Below are 17,813 nucleotides of genomic sequence, written 5' to 3' on the forward strand. Positions count from 1 at the left end.
AGACGCCGAACCCCATGGCGCGCAACGCGGTCGTGTCCCGCACCCCGGCGTCGATCACCAGGCCGGCGACGCCGCGCCGGCGCAGGCTGGTGGCCAGCAGCTCGCCGAACATGCCGTGCGTGCACGGCGCGGCCGTGGCCACCACCAGCACGTCGCCCGCGCTGCACTGCTCGACCGCGGCGTGGATCATCAGGTTGTCGCCCGGCCAGCACAGCGCGGTCACGGCGCCGCCCGCGATGGTCAGGTCCCGCTGGATCGGGCGCAGGTCCGGCCCCAGGCTGCCGGTGCGACCCATCGCCTCGTGAATGGTCGCCACCCCGAACGACCGCAGTCGGGCCACCGCCGCCGGGTCCGGCCGGGGCGGGTTGGTGACGATCATCGGGGTCATGCCAGCCGCCCGGTGACCTGGGGGAAGTAGCGCATGTAGGCCTCGCCGAAGGTGTTCGCGGGCAGGCCGAGGTTGGGGCCGGCGTTGCGGCGCAGCTGCACGCCCCGGCGGCGACCCAGCTCGGTGTAGTACTCCCACAGGTGTTGTTGCGCCGCAAGGCATTCCATGGCGGCGCGCTTGGTGTCGAAGACCTCGGTGATGTCCAGCAGCACCTGTGGCCGGAAGTCGCACATCTCGGGCTGGTGCGGTTCGAAGAAGAACACCGGCGGGGCGCCGAGCACCTCTCCCTCGGCGGGATAGCCGGCGGCCTGGGCGAGTACCCGGGCGTCCAGCGCCATCCGGGCCGCGGCCGGATGGTCGAGGTTGTACGGGTCGGCGAGCGCGTGGGTCAGCACGACGGTCGGCCGGACCTCCCGGTACACGCCGACCAGCGCGTCGGTGAGGTCGGGCGTGGGCAGCAGCGGGTAGTCGCCGGCGTCGAAGAACCGGATCTCGGCGCCGAGCACGGCCGCGGCCGCCTCGGCCTCGGCCCGGCGGATCGCCTTGACCTCCGCCAGCGACCTGCCCTCGCGCCAGGCCCGGGCCGACTCCCCGCGTTCGCCGAAGGTCAGGCAGGCGATGGTGACCCGTTCCCCCCGGGAGGCGGCCAGAGCGATCGCGCCGCCGGCCCGCCAGACGAAGTCCCCGGCGTGCGCGGTGACGACGAGCGTGACGTGCTGCTCCCCGGACACTGTGCTCCCTTCAGTCATTGTCAACCATCCTGTCGCCAGTCCGGGCCAGGTCGGCCAGCCAGTCGCGGCTCGCGGTGCTGACCCGCGGCGGCACGCCGAGCCCGTCGAGCATCTCGATCGCCGCGGCCATCTCGTGCACCCGGCGCACGGCGTGCCGTCTGCTGCCCGCCTCGAGCCGGTGCACCGTGCGGTGGTCGGCGCGGCTCAGCTCGCCGGCGATCTCGGCGCGCAGCCAGTCCTCCAGCCCCTCGGCCCGGGCGGCGGCCAGGCTCTCGGTCACCGCCGCCGCCAACCCCTTGACGAACACGCTGCGCAGCAGTTTGCGCCGGGCGGCCGCGCCGACTCCGCCGTCCAGCACGGAAACCCGCGCGCCCATCCCGGACAGCAGCCGCGCCGCCCCGGCGGCGCCCGGACCGCTGGCGAGCATCGGCGTGCGCAGGCCCGCGTTGGGCACGGGCGCCATCAGCGCCACGTCGGCGAACCGGACCCGGGACGGAAGTGCCTGCGCCGCTTCGAGTTTGCGGCTGGGAGCGGCGGTGTTGAGGTCGGCCCACACGGTGCCGGCGGCGCACCCGGGTCCACCGGCCGCGGCGGCGGGCACCGAGTCCGCCGCGCTGTTCACGCTGAGCACCAGATCGGCGCCGCGGGTCGCCGTCGCCTCGTCCGAGCAGGCCGTGGTGGCCGGGGGAGCGGGCACGGCCGGGTCGTAGGCGCGTACGACGGCGCCCGCGCCGAGCAGATCGGCGACCAGGATCGAGCCGGCCTCGCCGAGGCCGAGCACCGCGACGGTGATCATGGGACCCCTCCCAGATCGTCAACAATATTGGCGATATTACCTGGAAACTCGCCAAAAATTGTCGACAATGATGTCGACGGGTTAGGCTCTGCCGGTGAGTGCGAGCAGTCCCGACACCGAACCCGCCGGGGTCGCCGAGCGGATCCGGGCCGCCATCCTCGCCGGGGACTTCGCTCCCGGTCAGCGCCTGGTCGAGGCCGAGCTGTGCGAGCTGTTCCACGCCACCCGGGGCACCATCCGCGCGGCGCTCATCGACCTGACCCACGAGGGCATCGTCGAGCGGATCGCGAACCGGGGCGCCCGGGTGCGGGCGGTCAGCATCGAGGAGGCCATCGCGATCACCGAGGTGCGGATGGTCGTCGAGGGGCTGTGCGCGGCGAAGGCGGCCGAGCGGATCACCGAGGCGGAGATCGCCGAGCTGCGCGACCTCGGCCGGCGCATGCAGGACGCGGTGCGCACCGGCGAGGTCATGACCTACTCACAGCTCAACCACACGCTGCACGACCGGATCCGGGACATCGGAGCGCAGCCGGTCGCCGCCGAGGTGCTGGTGAACCTGCGCGCCCGCAACGTCCGGCACGCGTTCAAGCTCGCGCTGCGGCCCGGGCGCCCGCAGGTCTCCCTGCCCGAGCACCTGGCCATCATCGACGAGCTGTGCGCGCGCAGCCCGGACGGCGCCGAGCGGGCCGTGCGCCGGCACCTGGCCAGCGTGATCACCGCGCTGCGCGACACCGCCGGATAGCTGGTCAGGCCGGGTGTGCGCTGACTCTCAGGACCGTGCCGTCGGGATCGTGCAGACGCATCTCGTACATGCCCCAGGGCCGCACTGACGGTGGTTCGGCGATGGTGGCCCCGCGTCCGTGCCACTCCGCGAACAGGTCGTCGACCTGGGTGGTGGTGTTGACGTCGAGGTGCAGCCGGGTGGGGTGAGCATCGGCCACCTGGGTCAGGATGAGGTGGGCGCCCTCCCGGACGACCAGCGCGGTGCCCGGCTCGTCCGGGTCGTCCTCGGCGAGGAATCGGCCGGACGGGTCGGACCAGCGCCAGCCGACGCCGAACCCCAGCAGGTCCCGGTAGAACCGCAGGCTCGTCGACAGGTCTCGAACCAGAACGTTGGGCCGGCAGGCGTAGATGGCGGGCACCGGGCTGGGCCAGTCGGTCGCCAGCAGGCCGAACAGCAGGTCGTCGGTCCACTCGCCGTTGGCCCAGGTGTGCTGGACGCGCCGGCCCTCGCGGCGGAACCCGAGCCGCTCCAGGAGTTTCGCCGAAGCGGTGTTGCGGGCGTCGCAGTCCGCCGAGACGCGGTGCACGCCGGCGTCGAAGACCCGGTCCAGCACGCACCGCACCGCCTCGGTCGCGTAGCCCTGCCCCTGGTACGGCCGGGCCAGGGTGAACCCCACCTCGGCCTGCATCCCGTTGTCGTGCAAGCCGATGCCGACGTCGCCGATCAGCTCGCCGGCCAACTCCACGGCGTACTGGAACCAGCCGGGGGCGGCCTCCTCGGCCGCCGCGAAGTTGGCCACCAGCCGGCCGGCGTCCACTTCGGACACCGGTGCGTCCCAGGACTGGTAGCGGGACACCTCCGGGTCCGACCGGTACGCCGCGAAAGCTGCCACGTCCCCGGCGGCGAACCGCCGCACGACCAGTCGCTCGGTGCGTACCGGCAGCTCGGACATGAGCACAGGTTACGGGTCGGTCGGGCCGAGGTCGGGGCGGGCGAGGAAGCGGGCCGTGGGGGACAACAGCACCTCGTTTTCGAAGATGACGAGATGGTTGGTGCCGGCGGCGGTGGCAGGCGCGGGCACGTAGAGGGTGCGCTGCGGACCCCGGCGCCAGTAGCGGCCCAGCGGGAAACCGTTCAGCCAGGCCATTCCCTTGCCCCAGGCGCCGGTGTCCAGGTACAGGTCCGCCGGCTCGTCGAGGTCGAACGCGGCGCGCAGCAGCACCGGTCCGGCGACCGGTCCGGTGGGTGGCGGCTGTCCGGCCGGGCCGTGTGGCCACGGGTTGGGCGGCCGGTCCAGGTCGAGCGGCAGCACGTCCCAGCCGGTGAGCGGCCGCCCGTGCAGGACGGCGCCGCCGATGATGCCCTTGGGCTCGCCGATGTGCGGACCGTAGTTGACCCGGCCCTGGTCCTCCAGCAGCAGCACCAGTTCGCCCGAGCCGCGGGGCAGCGGGATCGCCCGCTCACCGTGCTCCCGGTGCAGGATCCCGACCGGCGCCCCGTCCAGGAACACCGCGACCCGGTCCCGGACCTCGCCGAAGACCAGCACGCCGGGGTCCGTGCCGGGCAGCCGGGTGCGCAGCAGGGCCAGGCGGGGCGCGGGGTCCAGGTCGTCGAGGGTGGGCAGCCGCTCGTGCCGCTGCCAGGTGCCCCAGCGGCTCGGGTCGGCCAACAGGGCCACCGGATCGGTCAGCGGCACGGCGAACTCCGGAGCCGGCGGGGCCGGTCCGGGCGCCGGGCCGGGCACGTCCCGGTGCCGCGCGATGACCGCGCGGAACGCGTGGTACTTCGCGGTGGGATGGCCGGCCTCGTCCAGCGGAGCGTCGTAGTCGTAGGAGGTGACCAGCGGCCGGTACCCGCCGGTGTGGTTGGCGCCGTTGCACAGGCCGAAGTTGGTGCCGCCGTGGAACATGTACAGGTTCACCGAGGCACCGGCGGCGAGCAGCGCCTCGAGGTCGGCCGCGGCCCGGTCGGCCGGCGTGGTGTGGTGCCGCTCGCCCCAGTGGTCGAACCAGCCGTTCCAGAACTCCGAGCACATCAGCGGTCCGGTCGGCTGGTGCGCCCGCAGCATCGCCAGCCGTTCGGTCGCCGCGGACCCGAAGGACGCGGTCCGGTGCACGCCGGCCAGGCCGCCGGCCGCGAGCATCGCGTCGTCGGCCTGGTCGACAGTGGTCAGCGGGACGGTGATCCCGGCGGCGCGGATGTCGTCCACCAGCGCCGCCAGGTACCGCTGGTCGGCGCCGAACGCGCCGTACTCGTTCTCCACCTGGACCAGGACGACCGGGCCGCCCCGCTCGATCTGGTGCGGCGCCACCACCCCGAGCGCCTGCGCCAGGTAGTCGCGGACGGCCGCGAGGTAACGCGGCTCGTACCGGCGCACCCCGACCTCCGGGTCGCGGAACAGCCATGCCGGCAGGCCGCCGTTGTCCCATTCGGCACAGATGTAGGGGCCGGGCCGGACGATGGCGAACATCCCGGCCTCGGCGACCAGCCGCAGGAACCGGTCGAGATCCAGACCTCCGGTGAGGTCGAACATGCCCGGCTTGGGGGCGTGCGCGTTCCAGGCGACGTAGGTCTCGATCGTGTTCAGCCCCATCCGGCGCGCCTTGTCGATGCGGTCCGCCCACAGGTCGGGATGCACGCGGAAGTAGTGCAGCGCGCCGGAAAGGAGCTGGATCGGGTGGCCGTCGAGCAGGAAGTCCCGCTCACCGATGACGAACTCGGGCATCGGCGCTAGCCGGCCTTGACCGAGAAGCCCTGCTGGTTGCCGTAGTCCACCAGCGCCTTCTGCCAGTCCATCAACCCGGCGTCGATGTTCGAGCCGTTGAGGTAGGACTTGCCCACCGTGTCGGGATAGATGCTGTTGGCGTAGAGCTGGTACGGCAGGTAGGTCCAGCCCTTCGCGACCTGGCCCGCGGCCGCGGTGAGCACCTGGTTGATCTTCTGCCCGGCGAAGTACTCCGATGGCTTGTCCCGGAACTCGGCCGAACCGAGGTCGGCGGTGGTGGCCGGGAAGCCGCCGGTGTCCAGGAAGATCTTGATGCTGGACCGGCTGTTGTTGAGCCAGCGCACGAACGCCGCGCCCAGCGCGGGGTTCTTGCTCTGCTTGAGCACCGACTGCGCGCTGCCGCCGCTCTCCGCGGTCACCGGCTGCCCGTCGTAGCTCGGCATCGGTGCCACGGCCCACTTGCCCGCGCCCTCGGCGACCGAGGACGCCAGCACGCCCGGCCACCACGCGCCGGTGGGCGCGGTGGCGATGGTGCCGTTACCCAGTGCCCGGTACCACTCCTCGGTCCAGGGCGGGATCTGCGCCATCAGCTTCTCGCTGAGCAGCTGGTTCCACACCGAGGTCCACTTCTTGACCCCGGGGTCGGCCATGTTGATCGTGACCGAGCGGCCGTCGGTGTTGAACGGACGCCCGCCGGCCTGCCAGATCATGCTCGTGGTGAACCCGGCGTCGCCGTTGTCGGCCGCGAGGTACCTGGCCGGGTCGGCGGTGTGCAGTTTCCGGGCCGCCGCCAGGTACTCGTCCCAGGTCTTGGGCACGGTGAGGCCGTACTGGTCGAACACCTGCTTGTTGTAGAACAGGGCCATCGGTCCGGAGTCCTGGGGCAGGCCGAACAGCCCGTCGCCGACCTTCGACGAGGCCCAGGTGGACGCCGTGTAGTCCTTCTCGAACGCGCCGAAGCCGTACTGGTTGAGGTCGACCAGCGCGTCGGTGAGGGCGAACTGCGGCATCGCCTGGTACTCGACCTGCGCCACGTCCGGTGCGCCGGAGCCGGCCTTGATGGCGTTCTGCAGCTTGGTGTAGTGGTCGTTGCCGGTGCCCACGTTCTCCAGCTTCACCTTGACGTTCGGGTGCTCCTGCTGGAACGCGGCGACCTGTTCCTCGGCCTGCGGCGTCCAGGTCCAGTAGGTGATCTCACCGCCCTGCTTGAGGGCCGCGTCGACCGCGTCCTGCGAACCGTTGGCGGCCGGCGAACCGGAGTCCGGGGACCCGGACGAGCAGCCGGTGAGCCCGAGCGCGACGGCCGCGACGAGTGCGACCGCCACCTTCCCGTTGGACCTGGTCGATATCATTTCTGTCCTTTCGCGAAGGACGGTCCGGCTACTGCTTGACGCTGCCCGCGGCCAATCCAGATTGCCAGAACCGTTGCAGGAGAAGGAATGCGGCGATCAATGGGATGATCATGAGGAATGAGCCGGTGATCACGAGGTCGTAGATGGGCCGGGCGTTCACCCCTTGGGCCTGCGCGTTCCACTGGCTGAGGCCCACGGTCAGCGGAAACCACCTCTGGTCGTTGAGCATGATCAGCGGTAGGAAGTAGTTGTTCCAGGTGGCCACCGTGGTGAACAGCGCGACCGTGGCGATTCCCGGTGCCAGCAGGCGAAGCGCGATGGTGCGGAAGATCCGGACCTCGCCCGCGCCGTCGATGCGGGCCGACTCCAGCAGGTCGTCGGGAATCCCGTCGACGGCGTAGACCCAGATCAGGTACAGGCCGAACGGGTGGATCAGCGACGGAATGATGACCGCCCACGGAGTGTTGGTCAGCCCCAGCTCGGTGAACATCAGGAAGGTGGGCACGGCCAGCGCGGTGGGCGGAATCGCGATGGCACCGAGGATGACGGCGAACACGGCGCGCCGGCCGGTGAAGTGGAACTTGGCCAACCCGTAGCCCGCCGCCGTGGCCAGCACGGTCGCCCCGCCCGCGCCGATGACCACGTACAACAGCGTGTTCGCGACCCAGCGCAGGTAGATCCCGTCGTTGTAGGACAACGTCTGCGCGATGTTGGCGAACAGCGCGAACTCCTCGCCGAACCACAGGCCCGGGGTGGTGAACAACGCCTCCCGGGTCTTGCTCGAGTTGATCACCAGCCAGAGCAGCGGGACGATCGTGTAGAGGAGGTAGAGGCTCATCAGTCCGGTGAGCAGTACCGAACGGCGCGGTCGCAGGGTCGTCGCCATGGTCAGGCTTCCCTTCGTGCGCCGCGCAGTTGCACGAGGTAGGCGACGACGGCGGTGAGCACTCCCATCACGATCGCGACGGTGGCCGAGTAGTTGTACTGCTGCCCCTCGAACGACAGGTTGTAGGCATACACGTTGGGCATGTAGTGACTGGTGATCACGTTGGGCGCCAGCGGTCTGAGCAGGTTGGGCTCGTTGAACAGCTGGAAGCTGCCGATGATCGAGAAGATCGTGGCGATCACCAGGGCTCCGCGCAGCGCCGGCAGCTTGATGCTGCGGACGATCCGGAACTGCCCGGCGCCGTCGATGGCGGCCGCCTCGTAGCGCTCCTGCGGGACGACCCGCAGGGCGGAGTAGAAGATCAGCATGTTGTAGCCGATGAACTCCCACGTGACGATGTTGCCGATCGAGGTGAGCATCCAGCGGTCGGACAGCGGCTGGACGACCTCGGCGCCGAACAGCTTGTTCAGGTCGGCGGCGAGGCCGAACAGGTCGCCGTACATGAAGCCCCACATGAGCGTGGCCACGACGCTGGGCACCGCGTACGGCAGGAAGATCACGATGCGGAACATGCCGGCGGCGTGCAGCCGGGCGCTGTCGATCGCCAGCGCCGCGATCAGCGCCAGCAGCAGCATCACCGGCACCTGGACGGCGAGGAAGCGCAGCACCCGGCCGAACGCCTCCCAGAACTTGGCGTCGCCGAACGCCGCGGCGTAGTTGTCCAGACCGACGAAGGTCGTGCCGCCGAAGAAGAGCTGTTCGCGGAAGAGGCTGAGCTGGATGCTGTAGACGATCGGGGCGATGAACGTCAGCCCGAACACGATCAGGAACGGCGCGACGAAGATCCAGCCGCGCTGGTTGCGGTTCGGCCGCGGCCGGGCGGCCGGCGCGCGGCGGACCGAAGCCGGGGTGGCCGGTGCGGTCACTGTGGACGCCATCGTCCCTCCGCTGATGCCGCGGCGAATGTTAACGTCAACATCGGCATGCGGAAGGTTAGTGTGTTGACGTCAACATGTCTAGCACCCAAGGAGATTCGTGGAACGGGGTCAGCAGCGCGGCCCGTCCATGGTGGACGTGGCCCGGGAGGCCGGGGTGTCGGGACAGACCGTGTCCCGGGTGGTGAACGGCCGCAGCAACGTCGAGGCGGCGACCCGCCAGCGGGTGCTGGACGCGATGCGGCGGGTGGGCTACCGGCCCAACAGCGCGGCCCGGGCGTTGCGCAACGGCCAGTTCCGCAGCATCGGCGTGATCATGTCCGCGCTGTCCAGCTTCGGCAACAGCCGCACCCTGGAGGCGATCACCGCGGCGGCGGTGGCGCACGGCTACTCGATCACCCTGATGCCGGTCGGGCAGCCGACACAGGGCGAGGTCACCGGGGCCTTCAGCAAGCTGAACGAGCACGCGGTGGACGGCGTCGTGATCCTCATCGAGCAGTACGAACTGGAGACGAGCGAGATCGAGCTACCCGATGGCCTGCCCGTCGTGGTGATCGACTCCAACCCGCGCACCGACCACACGATGGTCAACATCGACCAGGCGCAGGGCGCCGAACTGGCCACGACCCACCTGCTGGAACTGGGCCACGACACGGTGTGGCACATCGCCGGCCCCCGGCACTCCTACGCCGCCGAGGCCCGCGAGCGGGCCTGGCGGAGCACCCTGCGCCGGCACGGCAGGCGGGTTCCGCCCGTCCTGGCCGGCGACTGGACGGCCGAGTCCGGCCACACCCGGGGCGCGACCCTGTGCCGTGACTCCGAGGTGACCGCGGTGTTCGCCGCCAACGACCAGATGGCCCTCGGCCTGCTGCGCGCGCTGCACGAACTCGGGCGGGCGGTGCCGGCGGAGGTCAGCGTGGTCGGCTTCGACGACATGGCCGAGTCCGCGCACTTCTGGCCGCCGCTCACCACGATCCGCCAGTCGTTCGCGGAGATGGGCAGCCGGGCCGTGGCCACGCTGGTCGCCGAGATCGCCTCCGGCGACCGGACCGTCACCTCGATCATCGTTCCCACCGCGCTGGTGCACCGCGCCAGCACCGCACCTCCACCGGGTCGTAGCAGGACTACGGCACGGTGATGTTGTCGGAGGTCTGGTCGCCGCCCAGTTCGGCCGGCAGGTAGGCCTCGACGAGGTAGGTGCCGGGGTCGAGCGGGCGACCGATGGAGCCTTCGAAGGAGAACAGGGCGCCGGGTTCGGCGGGCGTCTGGTTGTTGACCAGGGGCACCGTGAAGGTGTGCTGCTCGCCGCTGGGGAAGGTGATCCGGGCGGTGGCCTCGAACTGGCCCGGGTTCAGGGTCTCGTCGCCAGTATTGACGGCGGAGAGGATCAGCAGGTCCTCGCCGGGGAAGAAGGTGATCGAGGAGTCCTCGGTGAAGAACCGGGCTTCCGGGCCGGCCTCGACATAGGTGTGCGGCTCGCGGCCGTCGGTGCTCGGTGGGCGGGGGTCCTCCTCGCGCAGCGCCGCCCAGGTCTGGTTGCCGACCACGCCGTCCACCAACAGCTTGCGCTGCAGTTGGAAGGCGCGCACCGCCTGCAGGGTCGCGTTGTCGAAGTTCCCGTCGATCGTGAGCGGGCCGAAACCCAGTGCGGTCAACCGGGTCTGCAGATACTCCACCCAGCCGTCGACGCTCTGGTCGCCCAGCCGCAGGGTCGGCTCGTCCGCCTCGGCCGGCGGCTCGAACACCGGCTCCTGCGTCGAACCGCCGCCGATGATGGTGAACATGGCCGCGGCCGCCGGCTTGTCCTGGCTGATCTGGTTGTCGGTGCTGAACGAGTCGGCGTTCGGGCCCTCCAGCGTGGCGCTGCTGGTGTTCTCGCCCTCCTCGGGGTTGTCCCACATCAGCGTCCAGACGCAGCCGTCCGGCGATCCGACGAAGTAGCGCACGAACCCGGAGCAGCCGGTCGTGCGGTCCTCGGTCTCCGCGCTGACGAACGGGAACGACTCGCCGGGCTGGATCTCCTGGGACAGCTCGGTCTGGAACCGGCCGGTGAAGCTGCCGCTGTCCAGCAGGAGCAGGGTGTCACTGCTCTGGTTGACGACGAGGATCTCCACCGAGTTCTCGGTGCCGGTCTCCGGCGGGTCGATGCCGCCGCCGCCGGACCGCCGCAGGATGGTGAACGTGGCCGGGACGTTCTCCTCGCCGGCGCCGATCTGGTCCAGCGCGCGGAACGCGCCCGCACCCGCACCGTCCAAACTGGACTCGCTGGTGTTGTCGGCATTCTCCGGGTTGTCCCAGCCGATCGTCCATTCGCAGTCATCGCCGGCCTGGTACTTCAGGAACCCCTTCGAACCCGGCGCGGCGCGGTCGGTCTCGAACGACGCGAACGAGTCCGTGCCGCCGGCCGGGATCTCCAGCGCCGGCTGGGTGACGAAGCCGCCGTGGTCATGGCCCTGGTCGAGCAGCACGAGTGGCACGTCGGTGTTGTTGCGGACCTCGATCAGCACCGTGCTCTTGAGCCCGGCGTCCGGTGTGCCCGGCTTGCCGCCGCCCCCGCCCGGACCCTCCAACTCGAACTTCGCCTCGGTCTCGTTGCCGGCGCCGATCCTGGCCCGGGAGACGAAGGTGGCCGGGTCGAGGCCCTGCAGGTCGGCACTGGCGGTCGAGTCGCCGACCTCGGGAATGCTCCAGTGAATGGTCCACGTTCCCTGCGGAGACGCCGAGCCGGCGGGGAACACGCCGTAGGTCACCTGGCCGACCGCGCCGCGCAGAAAACCGGTGTCGTGCGAGACGAACGCGTCCGCGCCGCCGGCCGGGATCTCGCTCTCGGGCAGTGTGGCGAACCCGCCGCTGGAATGCTCGTCGCTCATCCGCTTGAGCGTGGACCCGGTGTGGTTGACCACCTCGATCAGGCACTTCTGTTTGGAGTCCAAGCTGGTGAAGATCTCGAAGACCTTTCCGGCGATGTCGGTCGGGCTCCCCATGGCGACCTCCTCGGTACGAGCTACCAGGGGGGAATTCTCCCGCCTGCGGCATTGCTGCTCAGATGTCCGAGAGGGCAGAAAATGGTGCGGTCAGTGCGCGGGGCGTCGGGTGACGAAAACGTACTCCCGGCTGTCCTCGGTGAACGGCTCGCCGGCGAAGCCGCCGTACAGTGCCTCCAGTTCCAGGCCGGCGACATCGATGAGGCCGAGCCATTCGTTCCTGGTGCCCCACCACAGGGAACTGGTCGCGTCGCCGGCGGCGACGACGAGGTCGACCCGGTTGTCGCCCACCGCGTAGTGGATGGTGTGCGGCACGGGATGGTCCTGTCGGCTGCCGTCGAGGTGGGTGGCGAGCTGGTGGTCGAAGGCGAAGACGTTCCAGGCGAACCGGCCGCCGGGCCGCAGCGCCGAGGCGACGCGCTCGAAGGTGCGCCGGCGGTCGGCCCAGGTGGGCAGGTGCATCAGCGCGCGGGCCGGGCAGTAGACCAGCGCGGCCGGCGTCTCCAGCGCAAGCTCGCGCATGTCCGACTGGCTCAGTTCGAGGGTCACGCCCGCCTCGGCGGCCCGTTCCCCCGCCTGCGCCAGCATGCTCGGCGAGGTGTCCAGCCCGATGACCGGACGCCCGGTGGCCCGCGCGACCGGGATCGCCACCCGGCCGTTGCCGATCGCCAACTCGACCAGCGGTCCGTCGGCGTCGCGGGCCAGGCCGACGTAGAACGGGATGTCCGCGGTCAGGTAAGCCCATTCGTCGTAGCGGTCGGCGAACGCCTCGTCCCACGTCGTCATGCCGCGACGATGCCAGCGAGGTCACGCGGTGCCAACTCGATTAGGGGTAGGTCACGACGAAGACCGGCTGGCCGACCCGGGTGGTGTCGGCGGCCTCGCCGAGGCCGTTGACGACATGGTCGATGGTGCCGGCGCTGAGGTTGACGGTCATGATGTGGCGCAGCCGGACGCCGGGGGTCACCGGCACCTCGAAGCCGTTCTCGGTGTGGATGTCCGGGTTGTTCCGGTTGAACACGTAGACGCCCGCGCCGTGCAGGGTGTGGGTGCGCACCCGGTTGCCGACCTTGTAACCGGCGAAGCCCTCCACCGGACCGTTCATCCAGTCGGCCTGCGTCGGCGGGTCGTAGGGCAGTTCGTTCTGGTAGAGGATCGTGGTGCCGTCCTCGCCGTTCCAGACCGTGTTGTACCGCTGGAAGTGCTCGACGAACAGGCCGGTGGCGGTCACGTGGTCGCCGTTGACCACCACGCCGGTGCGGCCGGTGTTGGTGTTCCACCGCTGCGTGTCGGTGAGCCCTTCGACGCCGTGGTCCGCGCGCCACACCCAGGTGTGGTCGATGATCGCGTGGTCGCTGTTGACCTCGAGCGCGGTGTCGGTCCGGCCCACGTGCGGCCCGCCGACCCGGAAGTACACGTCGGACAGGGTGATCGGGTCGCGGGCCGAGCCGCGGCCGTGGCCGTGCCGGTCGCCGACCCGCAGCAGGGTCCGGGACTCCCGGGCGCCGGCGTCGACCGTGACGCCCGCGACGATCACGCCGGGCACGTCCGCGATCTCCAGCGGGGTCGACCCGTCGACGGCGGTGAGCGTGGCGTGGCCGAGGCCGAGCACCACGGTGCCGGGCCGCCGGACCTCGATGCTCCGCGCGATGTCGTACACCCCGGGGGTGAGCAGCAGGTGCTTGCCCCGGGCCAGTTGCGCGTTGATGAGGTGCACCGGGTCGCCCGGGTGTGCCACGAAGAAGTCGCGGAGCGGCACGGTGCGCCCCGGCGTCAGGCCGTTCGCCCAGGAGACCCCGCGGGAGTCGGTGGTCGCGGCCGGCACCCGCACCTGGTAGGCGCCCCGGGCGTCGACGAACAGGTAGGGCTTCTCCCGGCTCACCGGGGTGGCCGGCAGCGTGGTGTACGGCGGGACGGGGAAGGCGGCGTCGTCCGGAGCGCCGGTGACGCCGGCGAAGACCTGGTTCCACACGCCGTTGGACCAGCCGCCGATCTCGCTGTTGCGGGTCAGCCACTGCTGCTGCGACCCGTTGACGACCGAGGGCAGCCGGGAGTCGGCGATGAAGCCGCCGCTGGCGAACTGCGGGCCGGCGGTGCAGTAGTCCATCAGGGACAGGGTGCCGCCGGTGATGTTGAGCCGGCGCAGGGACACCGCCTGGGAGACCGCCCAGAAGTTCGCCGAGGCCCGGCAGCCGTCCTGGCCGGCCGCGTCGATGGTCAGCGACAGGTTGGACAGCGTGCGCCAGAAGTTGACCAGCGCCAGGCAGTTGCTGGTGCCGCCGCCCTCAAGGCACCGGTTGTAGACCTCGATCTTGCCGTTGATCACGACGTCGGTGGGGGAGGCGCCGAGGCCGGCGATCTCGGTGTAGTAGCCCACCTTGAGCTGCAGGGGATGCTCGGCGGTGCCGTAGTTGCCCGGCTTGAACAGGAAGGCCACCCGGCGGGCGCCCATCTCGTCGTCCACCTGCGTGGCGTGGGTGGCGTCGAGCACCGCTTGGATCTGCTCGACCGGCATGCCGGGGTCGAAGACGGTGACGTTCGGACCGAGGCCCGCAGTGCCGGTCCGGGGTGGGGTGGCCGTGGCGGCGGCTGGTGTGCTCGTCAGGACCGTGCTCGTCAGGACCGTGCTCAGCGTCAGGCCGAGCGCGAGCGCCCGGCCGAGGTGGCGTCGTGCGGGGTTCGGCATGCGGCTCGCCCTCCGTGGGAACGCTCTCATCGACTCCGCGCAGCAGTCAGCCAGCTCCAGACGCTCAACGGGCTGAGAGAGCGCTCTCAAGAGTTCTACTCCACCCGGCTGCCGCGCGCCATGCCCCATCGCGCAGGCGGCCGCGGCGGAGCCCGGCATTAACTGTCGAAAAATCCCGCAGATATTGGATAAATTCAATTGTTGTTACGGCGTCGCGGGGGGTGGTCGAAACCCCTAGGGGATTGGCCGTATCGCTCCGGTCCCCGTAGGGTAAACGCCCGTAAGGCGTGTCGGTTCTTGGGGAACTTCACGAACCCGAGGTCAACCATGGAGGGGACCAATTCTGTAAGCGTCGTGCTGCAACACGAGAACCGGCTGGTTCGCGAGATGTTGGCGGGACATCTCGAACGCGAGCCGGGCATCGCGCTTGCCGGGACGGCGTCTTCGGGTCCAGAACTCATTCGGCTCTGCAATCTGCGTAAACCCGCCGTCGCCGTGTTCGAGGCGGACACTCCGCGCTGGAGTAACGAGCGGCTGGTCACTCATTTGACACAGTCGGGCCGGGATATTCGTCTGGTCGGGGTGCACGACGCGTTACCGACGGCGTATCTGATCCGCGCCTACGGCGCCGGTGTGAGCGCGCTGGTCTCCTACACCAGCGGGCTGGAGGCGTTGCTCGAGGCGGTGAAGACACCGCTGCTTCCGGTGGAAGCCGCGCGCGCCAAGCGGGTCAACGGGCACGCGCTCACCGAACGCGAACTGCAGGTGCTCTATCTGGTCAGCGCCGCGTACCCGTCCAAGCAGGTCGCCGCCGAACTCGGGATCAGCCTGCACACGGTGGAGATTCACAAACAGCGGATCTTCGCCAAACTGGACGTGCACAACCAGGCGCACGCGGTGGCCGCGGTCCGGAACGTTCCCCCGGCCGGTGCGGTGCCGGCGCCCCGCCAGCCGAAGCGGTACCGGCCGGTGCGGGCCGCACTGCACGACCTGGACGGCCGACTGTCCGGCCGGATTCGGGAACTGCTCGACGAGAACGGCATTTCCCTGGCCGAGGAGGAGGAGCGGCCGGACGGCGTCGAGCCGAACCCGGTGGTCGCGGTGCTGGTCGATCCGACCCAGCAGGACTGGTCCAGCCACCGGGACCGCCGCGCCGGCCCGGCCGTGATCGTCACCGGCCAGGAGCCCAGGCGGACCGAGGTCACCAAGGCGCTCTCCGGTGGCATCACCACGGTTCCGGCCGGCCGGCTGGACGACCTGCTGGTGCCGGCCATCCGCGCCGCCGCCCGGGGCCACGTTCTGGTCAACTCCAGTTACCTGCGGGCGCTGCTCGGTCCGCCGGGCACCGGCGCGGGCGGGGGTTGGCAGCGCTGGGAACTGGCCCTCACCCAACGGGAACGGGAGATTCTCGAGTCCATCGGCCGCGGCCAGGCGACCAAGCAGACCGCCCGGCTGCTGGGCATCTCCACCCGGACCGTGGAGAACCTGCAGAGCAACCTGTTCCGCAAGCTACGAGTGCACAGCCGGGCGGCGGCCCTGGTCGCCGCGCACGACCTGGGTCTGCTCGACGAGTGACGCAGAGGTACACAGTGGACAGTGAGTCGCGCGGCCTGGTGCGCAAGCTGGGCGGGCGGGTGCTGGCCGTGGCCACGATGGTGGCGACACTGCTGGCTCTGCTCACCACCGAGGCATCCGCCCATGCCGAGCTCATCGACACGAACCCGGCAAACGGGGCGCATCTGGAGCACGCGCCGCGCGAGGTGGTGCTCCGGTTCAGTGAGACCGTCAGCCCGGTGCGCGGCGGGTTCAGCCTGCTGGACGGCTCCGGCGCCACGGTTGCGAGCCCGACCGCCGGCACGGTCGACGACGGGTCGCGGATCCGGGTACCCCTGCCGGACTCGCTCGGCGACGGCGTCTATGTCGTGAACTGGCGGGTGGTTTCCGCCGACTCACACCCGATCCACGGCGCGTTCGTGTTCAGCGTCGGCGCCGCGCAGGCCGCGCCGCTGGCCGACGCCGGAGCCCAGGCCGGGACCGATCCCCTTGTCGGGGTTGCGTTCTGGGTGTTCCGGCTGCTCGGCTACCTCAGCCTCGCGGTGCTCGTCGGTGGCGCCTTCTTCGTCGTCGTGTGCTGGCCGGCCGGGCGCTCCGACCCGCGGGCCCATCGCCTGATCCGGCTGGCCTGGATCAGCGCCGTCGGCGCCGCGGTGCTCGCGCTGGCACTGCAGGGTCCCAACGCGGCGGGGGAGTCGCTGGTCCGGTTGTTCGACCCGGGACTGCTGGCCGACACCCTGACGACCAGCTACGGCGTCCTGCTGCTGGCCCGGGTGGTGCTGCTCGCGCTGACCGGACTTCTGGTGGTCCGGCTCGTCCGGACCCGGAAGTCCCTGTCGCGCGGTCGGATCGCACTGCTCGCGGGGCTCGGTCTGGTGCTCGTCGCGACCTGGAGCGGCGCCGGCCACCAGGCCGCGAGTGGGCGGTTGACCTGGGCCGCGCTCCCGCTGGACATGGCGCACCTGGCGGCGGTCTCGATCTGGCTCGGCGGCCTGGTGGTGCTCGCGGCCTGCGCCCTCGGCAGCCGGGGCCGCACCGGGGAGGACGAGGCCGCGGCGGCGGTGACGGCCTACTCCCGGGCCGCCGGGATCGCGGTCGTCGTGCTCGGCGCGAGCGGGCTTCTGCAGGCCCTGCGCGAGATCGTGCTGTCCGGCGTCGGTCCGGCCTACTTCTCGCTGCTGGCCTTCAAGATCGGTGCGTTCGGACTGCTGATCTGGCTGGCGGCGCTGTCCCGGTCGGCCGTGCGCCGCCGGCTGCTGGCCCCGGCCACCCGCCGGCAGGGCGGTGGCCGCCAGGCCCAGCAGGACATGCTCGGCCGGCTGCGGCAGTCGGTGCGCTGGGAGGTGATGATCGCCGGCGTGGTGCTCGGGCTGACCGCCGCGCTGGTGGCCACCCCGCCCGGCGGACACGACCACGGTCCCGCCGCGGCCGCCGCCGCCGCGACCGGCCCGTTCCTGTCCGCCCTCGCGGTTCCCGGCGGGGACGTCCAGGTCTGGGTGGACCCGGCGCGCACCGGACGCAACCAGATCGTCGTCAACGTCCGGGACGGACGCGGTATCAACCGGGACGTGCCGGAGGTGCAGGCGCAGCTTCGGTTGCCCGCCAACAACATCGGCCCGCTGCCGGTGACCATGTCGCGAACCGGCGCGGGCCAGTTCACGGCCAGCGACGTGATGGTTCCGGTGTCCGGCGCCTGGCAGTTGAGCCTGCGGGTGCGCAGCTCGGACTTCGACGAGACCACTGTGGACACCCAGGTCCAGATGAGATGACCGGCGCGATCTGGCTGCGAGCGGGGAGCACCGCGCGATCGTGAACCGCGCATGCTGATCGCCGTTCTCCCCGCCCGCCGTGCACGGCGGAGCGATTCCTGGCACCCGGCAGGGCGGAATTCCTGGGTGAGCCAGGCCAGCACCGGCCACGTCGCCACACGCGTCCGGTCCTGACCTGGGCAAATTCCATTGTCGCCGAGTTTGTTGCCGTCCGCCGTGTACGCGGCGATTTTTTTTCGTACTAATCGGTTTGTACGTGCGCCGGCCGTACCAGGAAATATGG

General features: G+C 70.8%; 15 protein-coding genes. 4 read left to right on the top strand and 11 right to left on the bottom strand.

What is annotated here, in order from left to right:
* The 3 genes from VFO68_RS33025 to VFO68_RS33035 all read right to left on the bottom strand — a co-directional run.
* On the bottom strand, window positions 1-388 hold a 388-nt coding region (locus tag VFO68_RS33025; protein ID WP_325162359.1), incomplete at its 3' end, for a 4-carboxy-4-hydroxy-2-oxoadipate aldolase/oxaloacetate decarboxylase.
* Window positions 385-1,137 carry a PIG-L deacetylase family protein gene (locus VFO68_RS33030; protein ID WP_325162360.1) on the bottom strand — a complete coding sequence of 251 codons (753 nt, stop codon included), beginning with the start codon at window positions 1,135-1,137 and terminating at the stop codon, window positions 385-387. The genes VFO68_RS33025 and VFO68_RS33030, both read right to left, overlap by 4 nt.
* Complete coding sequence (locus VFO68_RS33035) at window positions 1,130-1,915, bottom strand: DUF1932 domain-containing protein (RefSeq protein ID WP_325162361.1); 786 nt, start codon at window positions 1,913-1,915, stop codon at window positions 1,130-1,132. Before VFO68_RS33035 ends, VFO68_RS33030 begins: the two co-directional genes overlap by 8 nt.
* A 94-nt stretch (window positions 1,916-2,009) precedes the next feature.
* On the opposite strand from VFO68_RS33035, the gene VFO68_RS33040 reads away from it, so the two are divergent.
* Window positions 2,010-2,657 (top strand): GntR family transcriptional regulator, encoded by a 648-nt coding sequence (locus VFO68_RS33040; protein WP_325162362.1) that lies wholly within the window; start codon window positions 2,010-2,012, stop codon window positions 2,655-2,657.
* 4 nt (window positions 2,658-2,661) lie between these two features.
* Here the strand turns inward: VFO68_RS33040 and VFO68_RS33045 are convergent, their stop codons facing one another.
* The 5 genes from VFO68_RS33045 to VFO68_RS33065 are packed head-to-tail and all read right to left on the bottom strand — an operon-like array spanning window position 2,662 to window position 8,540.
* A complete protein-coding gene (locus VFO68_RS33045; protein ID WP_325162363.1) occupies window positions 2,662-3,591 on the bottom strand; it encodes a GNAT family N-acetyltransferase in 930 nt (309 codons plus the stop codon).
* A 9-nt stretch (window positions 3,592-3,600) separates the two neighbouring features.
* The gene (locus VFO68_RS33050) at window positions 3,601-5,364 is read right to left on the bottom strand and encodes a glycoside hydrolase family 35 protein (RefSeq protein ID WP_325162364.1); all 1,764 of its coding nucleotides are present in this window, start codon (window positions 5,362-5,364) and stop codon (window positions 3,601-3,603) included.
* Window positions 5,365-5,369: 5 nt separating this feature from the next.
* Window positions 5,370-6,716 (bottom strand): sugar ABC transporter substrate-binding protein, encoded by a 1,347-nt coding sequence (locus VFO68_RS33055; RefSeq protein ID WP_325162365.1) that lies wholly within the window; start codon window positions 6,714-6,716, stop codon window positions 5,370-5,372.
* A 28-nt stretch (window positions 6,717-6,744) separates the two neighbouring features.
* Window positions 6,745-7,602: a carbohydrate ABC transporter permease gene (locus VFO68_RS33060; protein ID WP_325162366.1), complete on the bottom strand. Its 858-nt coding sequence runs from the start codon at window positions 7,600-7,602 to the stop codon at window positions 6,745-6,747.
* 2 nt (window positions 7,603-7,604) lie between these two features.
* Window positions 7,605-8,540, bottom strand: coding sequence for a sugar ABC transporter permease (locus tag VFO68_RS33065; RefSeq protein ID WP_325162367.1), 936 nt, complete (start codon window positions 8,538-8,540; stop codon window positions 7,605-7,607).
* Window positions 8,541-8,667: 127 nt separating this feature from the next.
* Here VFO68_RS33065 and VFO68_RS33070 point away from each other — a divergent pair, with 127 nt between their 5' ends.
* Complete coding sequence (locus VFO68_RS33070) at window positions 8,668-9,675, top strand: LacI family DNA-binding transcriptional regulator (RefSeq protein ID WP_325162402.1); 1,008 nt, start codon at window positions 8,668-8,670, stop codon at window positions 9,673-9,675.
* Here VFO68_RS33070 and VFO68_RS33075 read toward each other — a convergent pair.
* The 3 genes from VFO68_RS33075 to VFO68_RS33085 form a co-directional block, all read right to left on the bottom strand.
* A complete protein-coding gene (locus VFO68_RS33075; RefSeq protein ID WP_325162368.1) occupies window positions 9,662-11,521 on the bottom strand; it encodes a peptidoglycan-binding domain-containing protein in 1,860 nt (619 codons plus the stop codon). The genes VFO68_RS33070 and VFO68_RS33075 overlap by 14 nt on opposite strands.
* 90 nt (window positions 11,522-11,611) lie before the next feature.
* Window positions 11,612-12,307 (bottom strand): class I SAM-dependent methyltransferase, encoded by a 696-nt coding sequence (locus VFO68_RS33080; RefSeq protein ID WP_325162369.1) that lies wholly within the window; start codon window positions 12,305-12,307, stop codon window positions 11,612-11,614.
* 40 nt (window positions 12,308-12,347) lie between these two features.
* Window positions 12,348-14,207: a hypothetical protein gene (locus tag VFO68_RS33085; RefSeq protein ID WP_325162370.1), complete on the bottom strand. Its 1,860-nt coding sequence runs from the start codon at window positions 14,205-14,207 to the stop codon at window positions 12,348-12,350.
* 582 nt (window positions 14,208-14,789) lie between these two features.
* Between VFO68_RS33085 and VFO68_RS33090 the strand changes: the two genes are divergently transcribed.
* Together VFO68_RS33090 and VFO68_RS33095 are read left to right on the top strand one after the other, a co-directional pair.
* Complete coding sequence (locus VFO68_RS33090) at window positions 14,790-15,782, top strand: LuxR C-terminal-related transcriptional regulator (protein ID WP_325162371.1); 993 nt, start codon at window positions 14,790-14,792, stop codon at window positions 15,780-15,782.
* Window positions 15,779-17,530 carry a copper resistance CopC/CopD family protein gene (locus VFO68_RS33095; protein WP_325162372.1) on the top strand — a complete coding sequence of 584 codons (1,752 nt, stop codon included), beginning with the start codon at window positions 15,779-15,781 and terminating at the stop codon, window positions 17,528-17,530. Before VFO68_RS33090 ends, VFO68_RS33095 begins: the two co-directional genes overlap by 4 nt.
* Window positions 17,531-17,813 lie beyond the last annotated feature (283 nt).

This window comes from Actinophytocola sp. (assembly GCF_035712165.1).
Classification (GTDB): Bacteria; Actinomycetota; Actinomycetes; order Mycobacteriales; family Pseudonocardiaceae; genus DASYTH01.

Bases quoted from the DNA above. Each gene is read 5' to 3' on its own strand.
- VFO68_RS33030 (WP_325162360.1), bottom strand. From the start codon at position 1,137: ATGACTGAAGGGAGCACAGTGTCCGGGGAGCAGCACGTCACGCTCGTC.
- VFO68_RS33035 (WP_325162361.1), bottom strand. From the start codon at position 1,915: ATGATCACCGTCGCGGTGCTCGGCCTCGGCGAGGCCGGCTCGATCCTG.
- VFO68_RS33045 (WP_325162363.1), bottom strand. From the start codon at position 3,591: ATGTCCGAGCTGCCGGTACGCACCGAGCGACTGGTCGTGCGGCGGTTC.
- VFO68_RS33050 (WP_325162364.1), bottom strand. From the start codon at position 5,364: ATGCCCGAGTTCGTCATCGGTGAGCGGGACTTCCTGCTCGACGGCCAC.
- VFO68_RS33055 (WP_325162365.1), bottom strand. From the start codon at position 6,716: ATGATATCGACCAGGTCCAACGGGAAGGTGGCGGTCGCACTCGTCGCG.
- VFO68_RS33060 (WP_325162366.1), bottom strand. From the start codon at position 7,602: ATGGCGACGACCCTGCGACCGCGCCGTTCGGTACTGCTCACCGGACTG.
- VFO68_RS33065 (WP_325162367.1), bottom strand. From the start codon at position 8,540: ATGGCGTCCACAGTGACCGCACCGGCCACCCCGGCTTCGGTCCGCCGC.
- VFO68_RS33070 (WP_325162402.1), top strand. From the start codon at position 8,668: ATGGTGGACGTGGCCCGGGAGGCCGGGGTGTCGGGACAGACCGTGTCC.
- VFO68_RS33075 (WP_325162368.1), bottom strand. From the start codon at position 11,521: ATGGGGAGCCCGACCGACATCGCCGGAAAGGTCTTCGAGATCTTCACC.
- VFO68_RS33080 (WP_325162369.1), bottom strand. From the start codon at position 12,307: ATGACGACGTGGGACGAGGCGTTCGCCGACCGCTACGACGAATGGGCT.
- VFO68_RS33085 (WP_325162370.1), bottom strand. From the start codon at position 14,207: ATGCCGAACCCCGCACGACGCCACCTCGGCCGGGCGCTCGCGCTCGGC.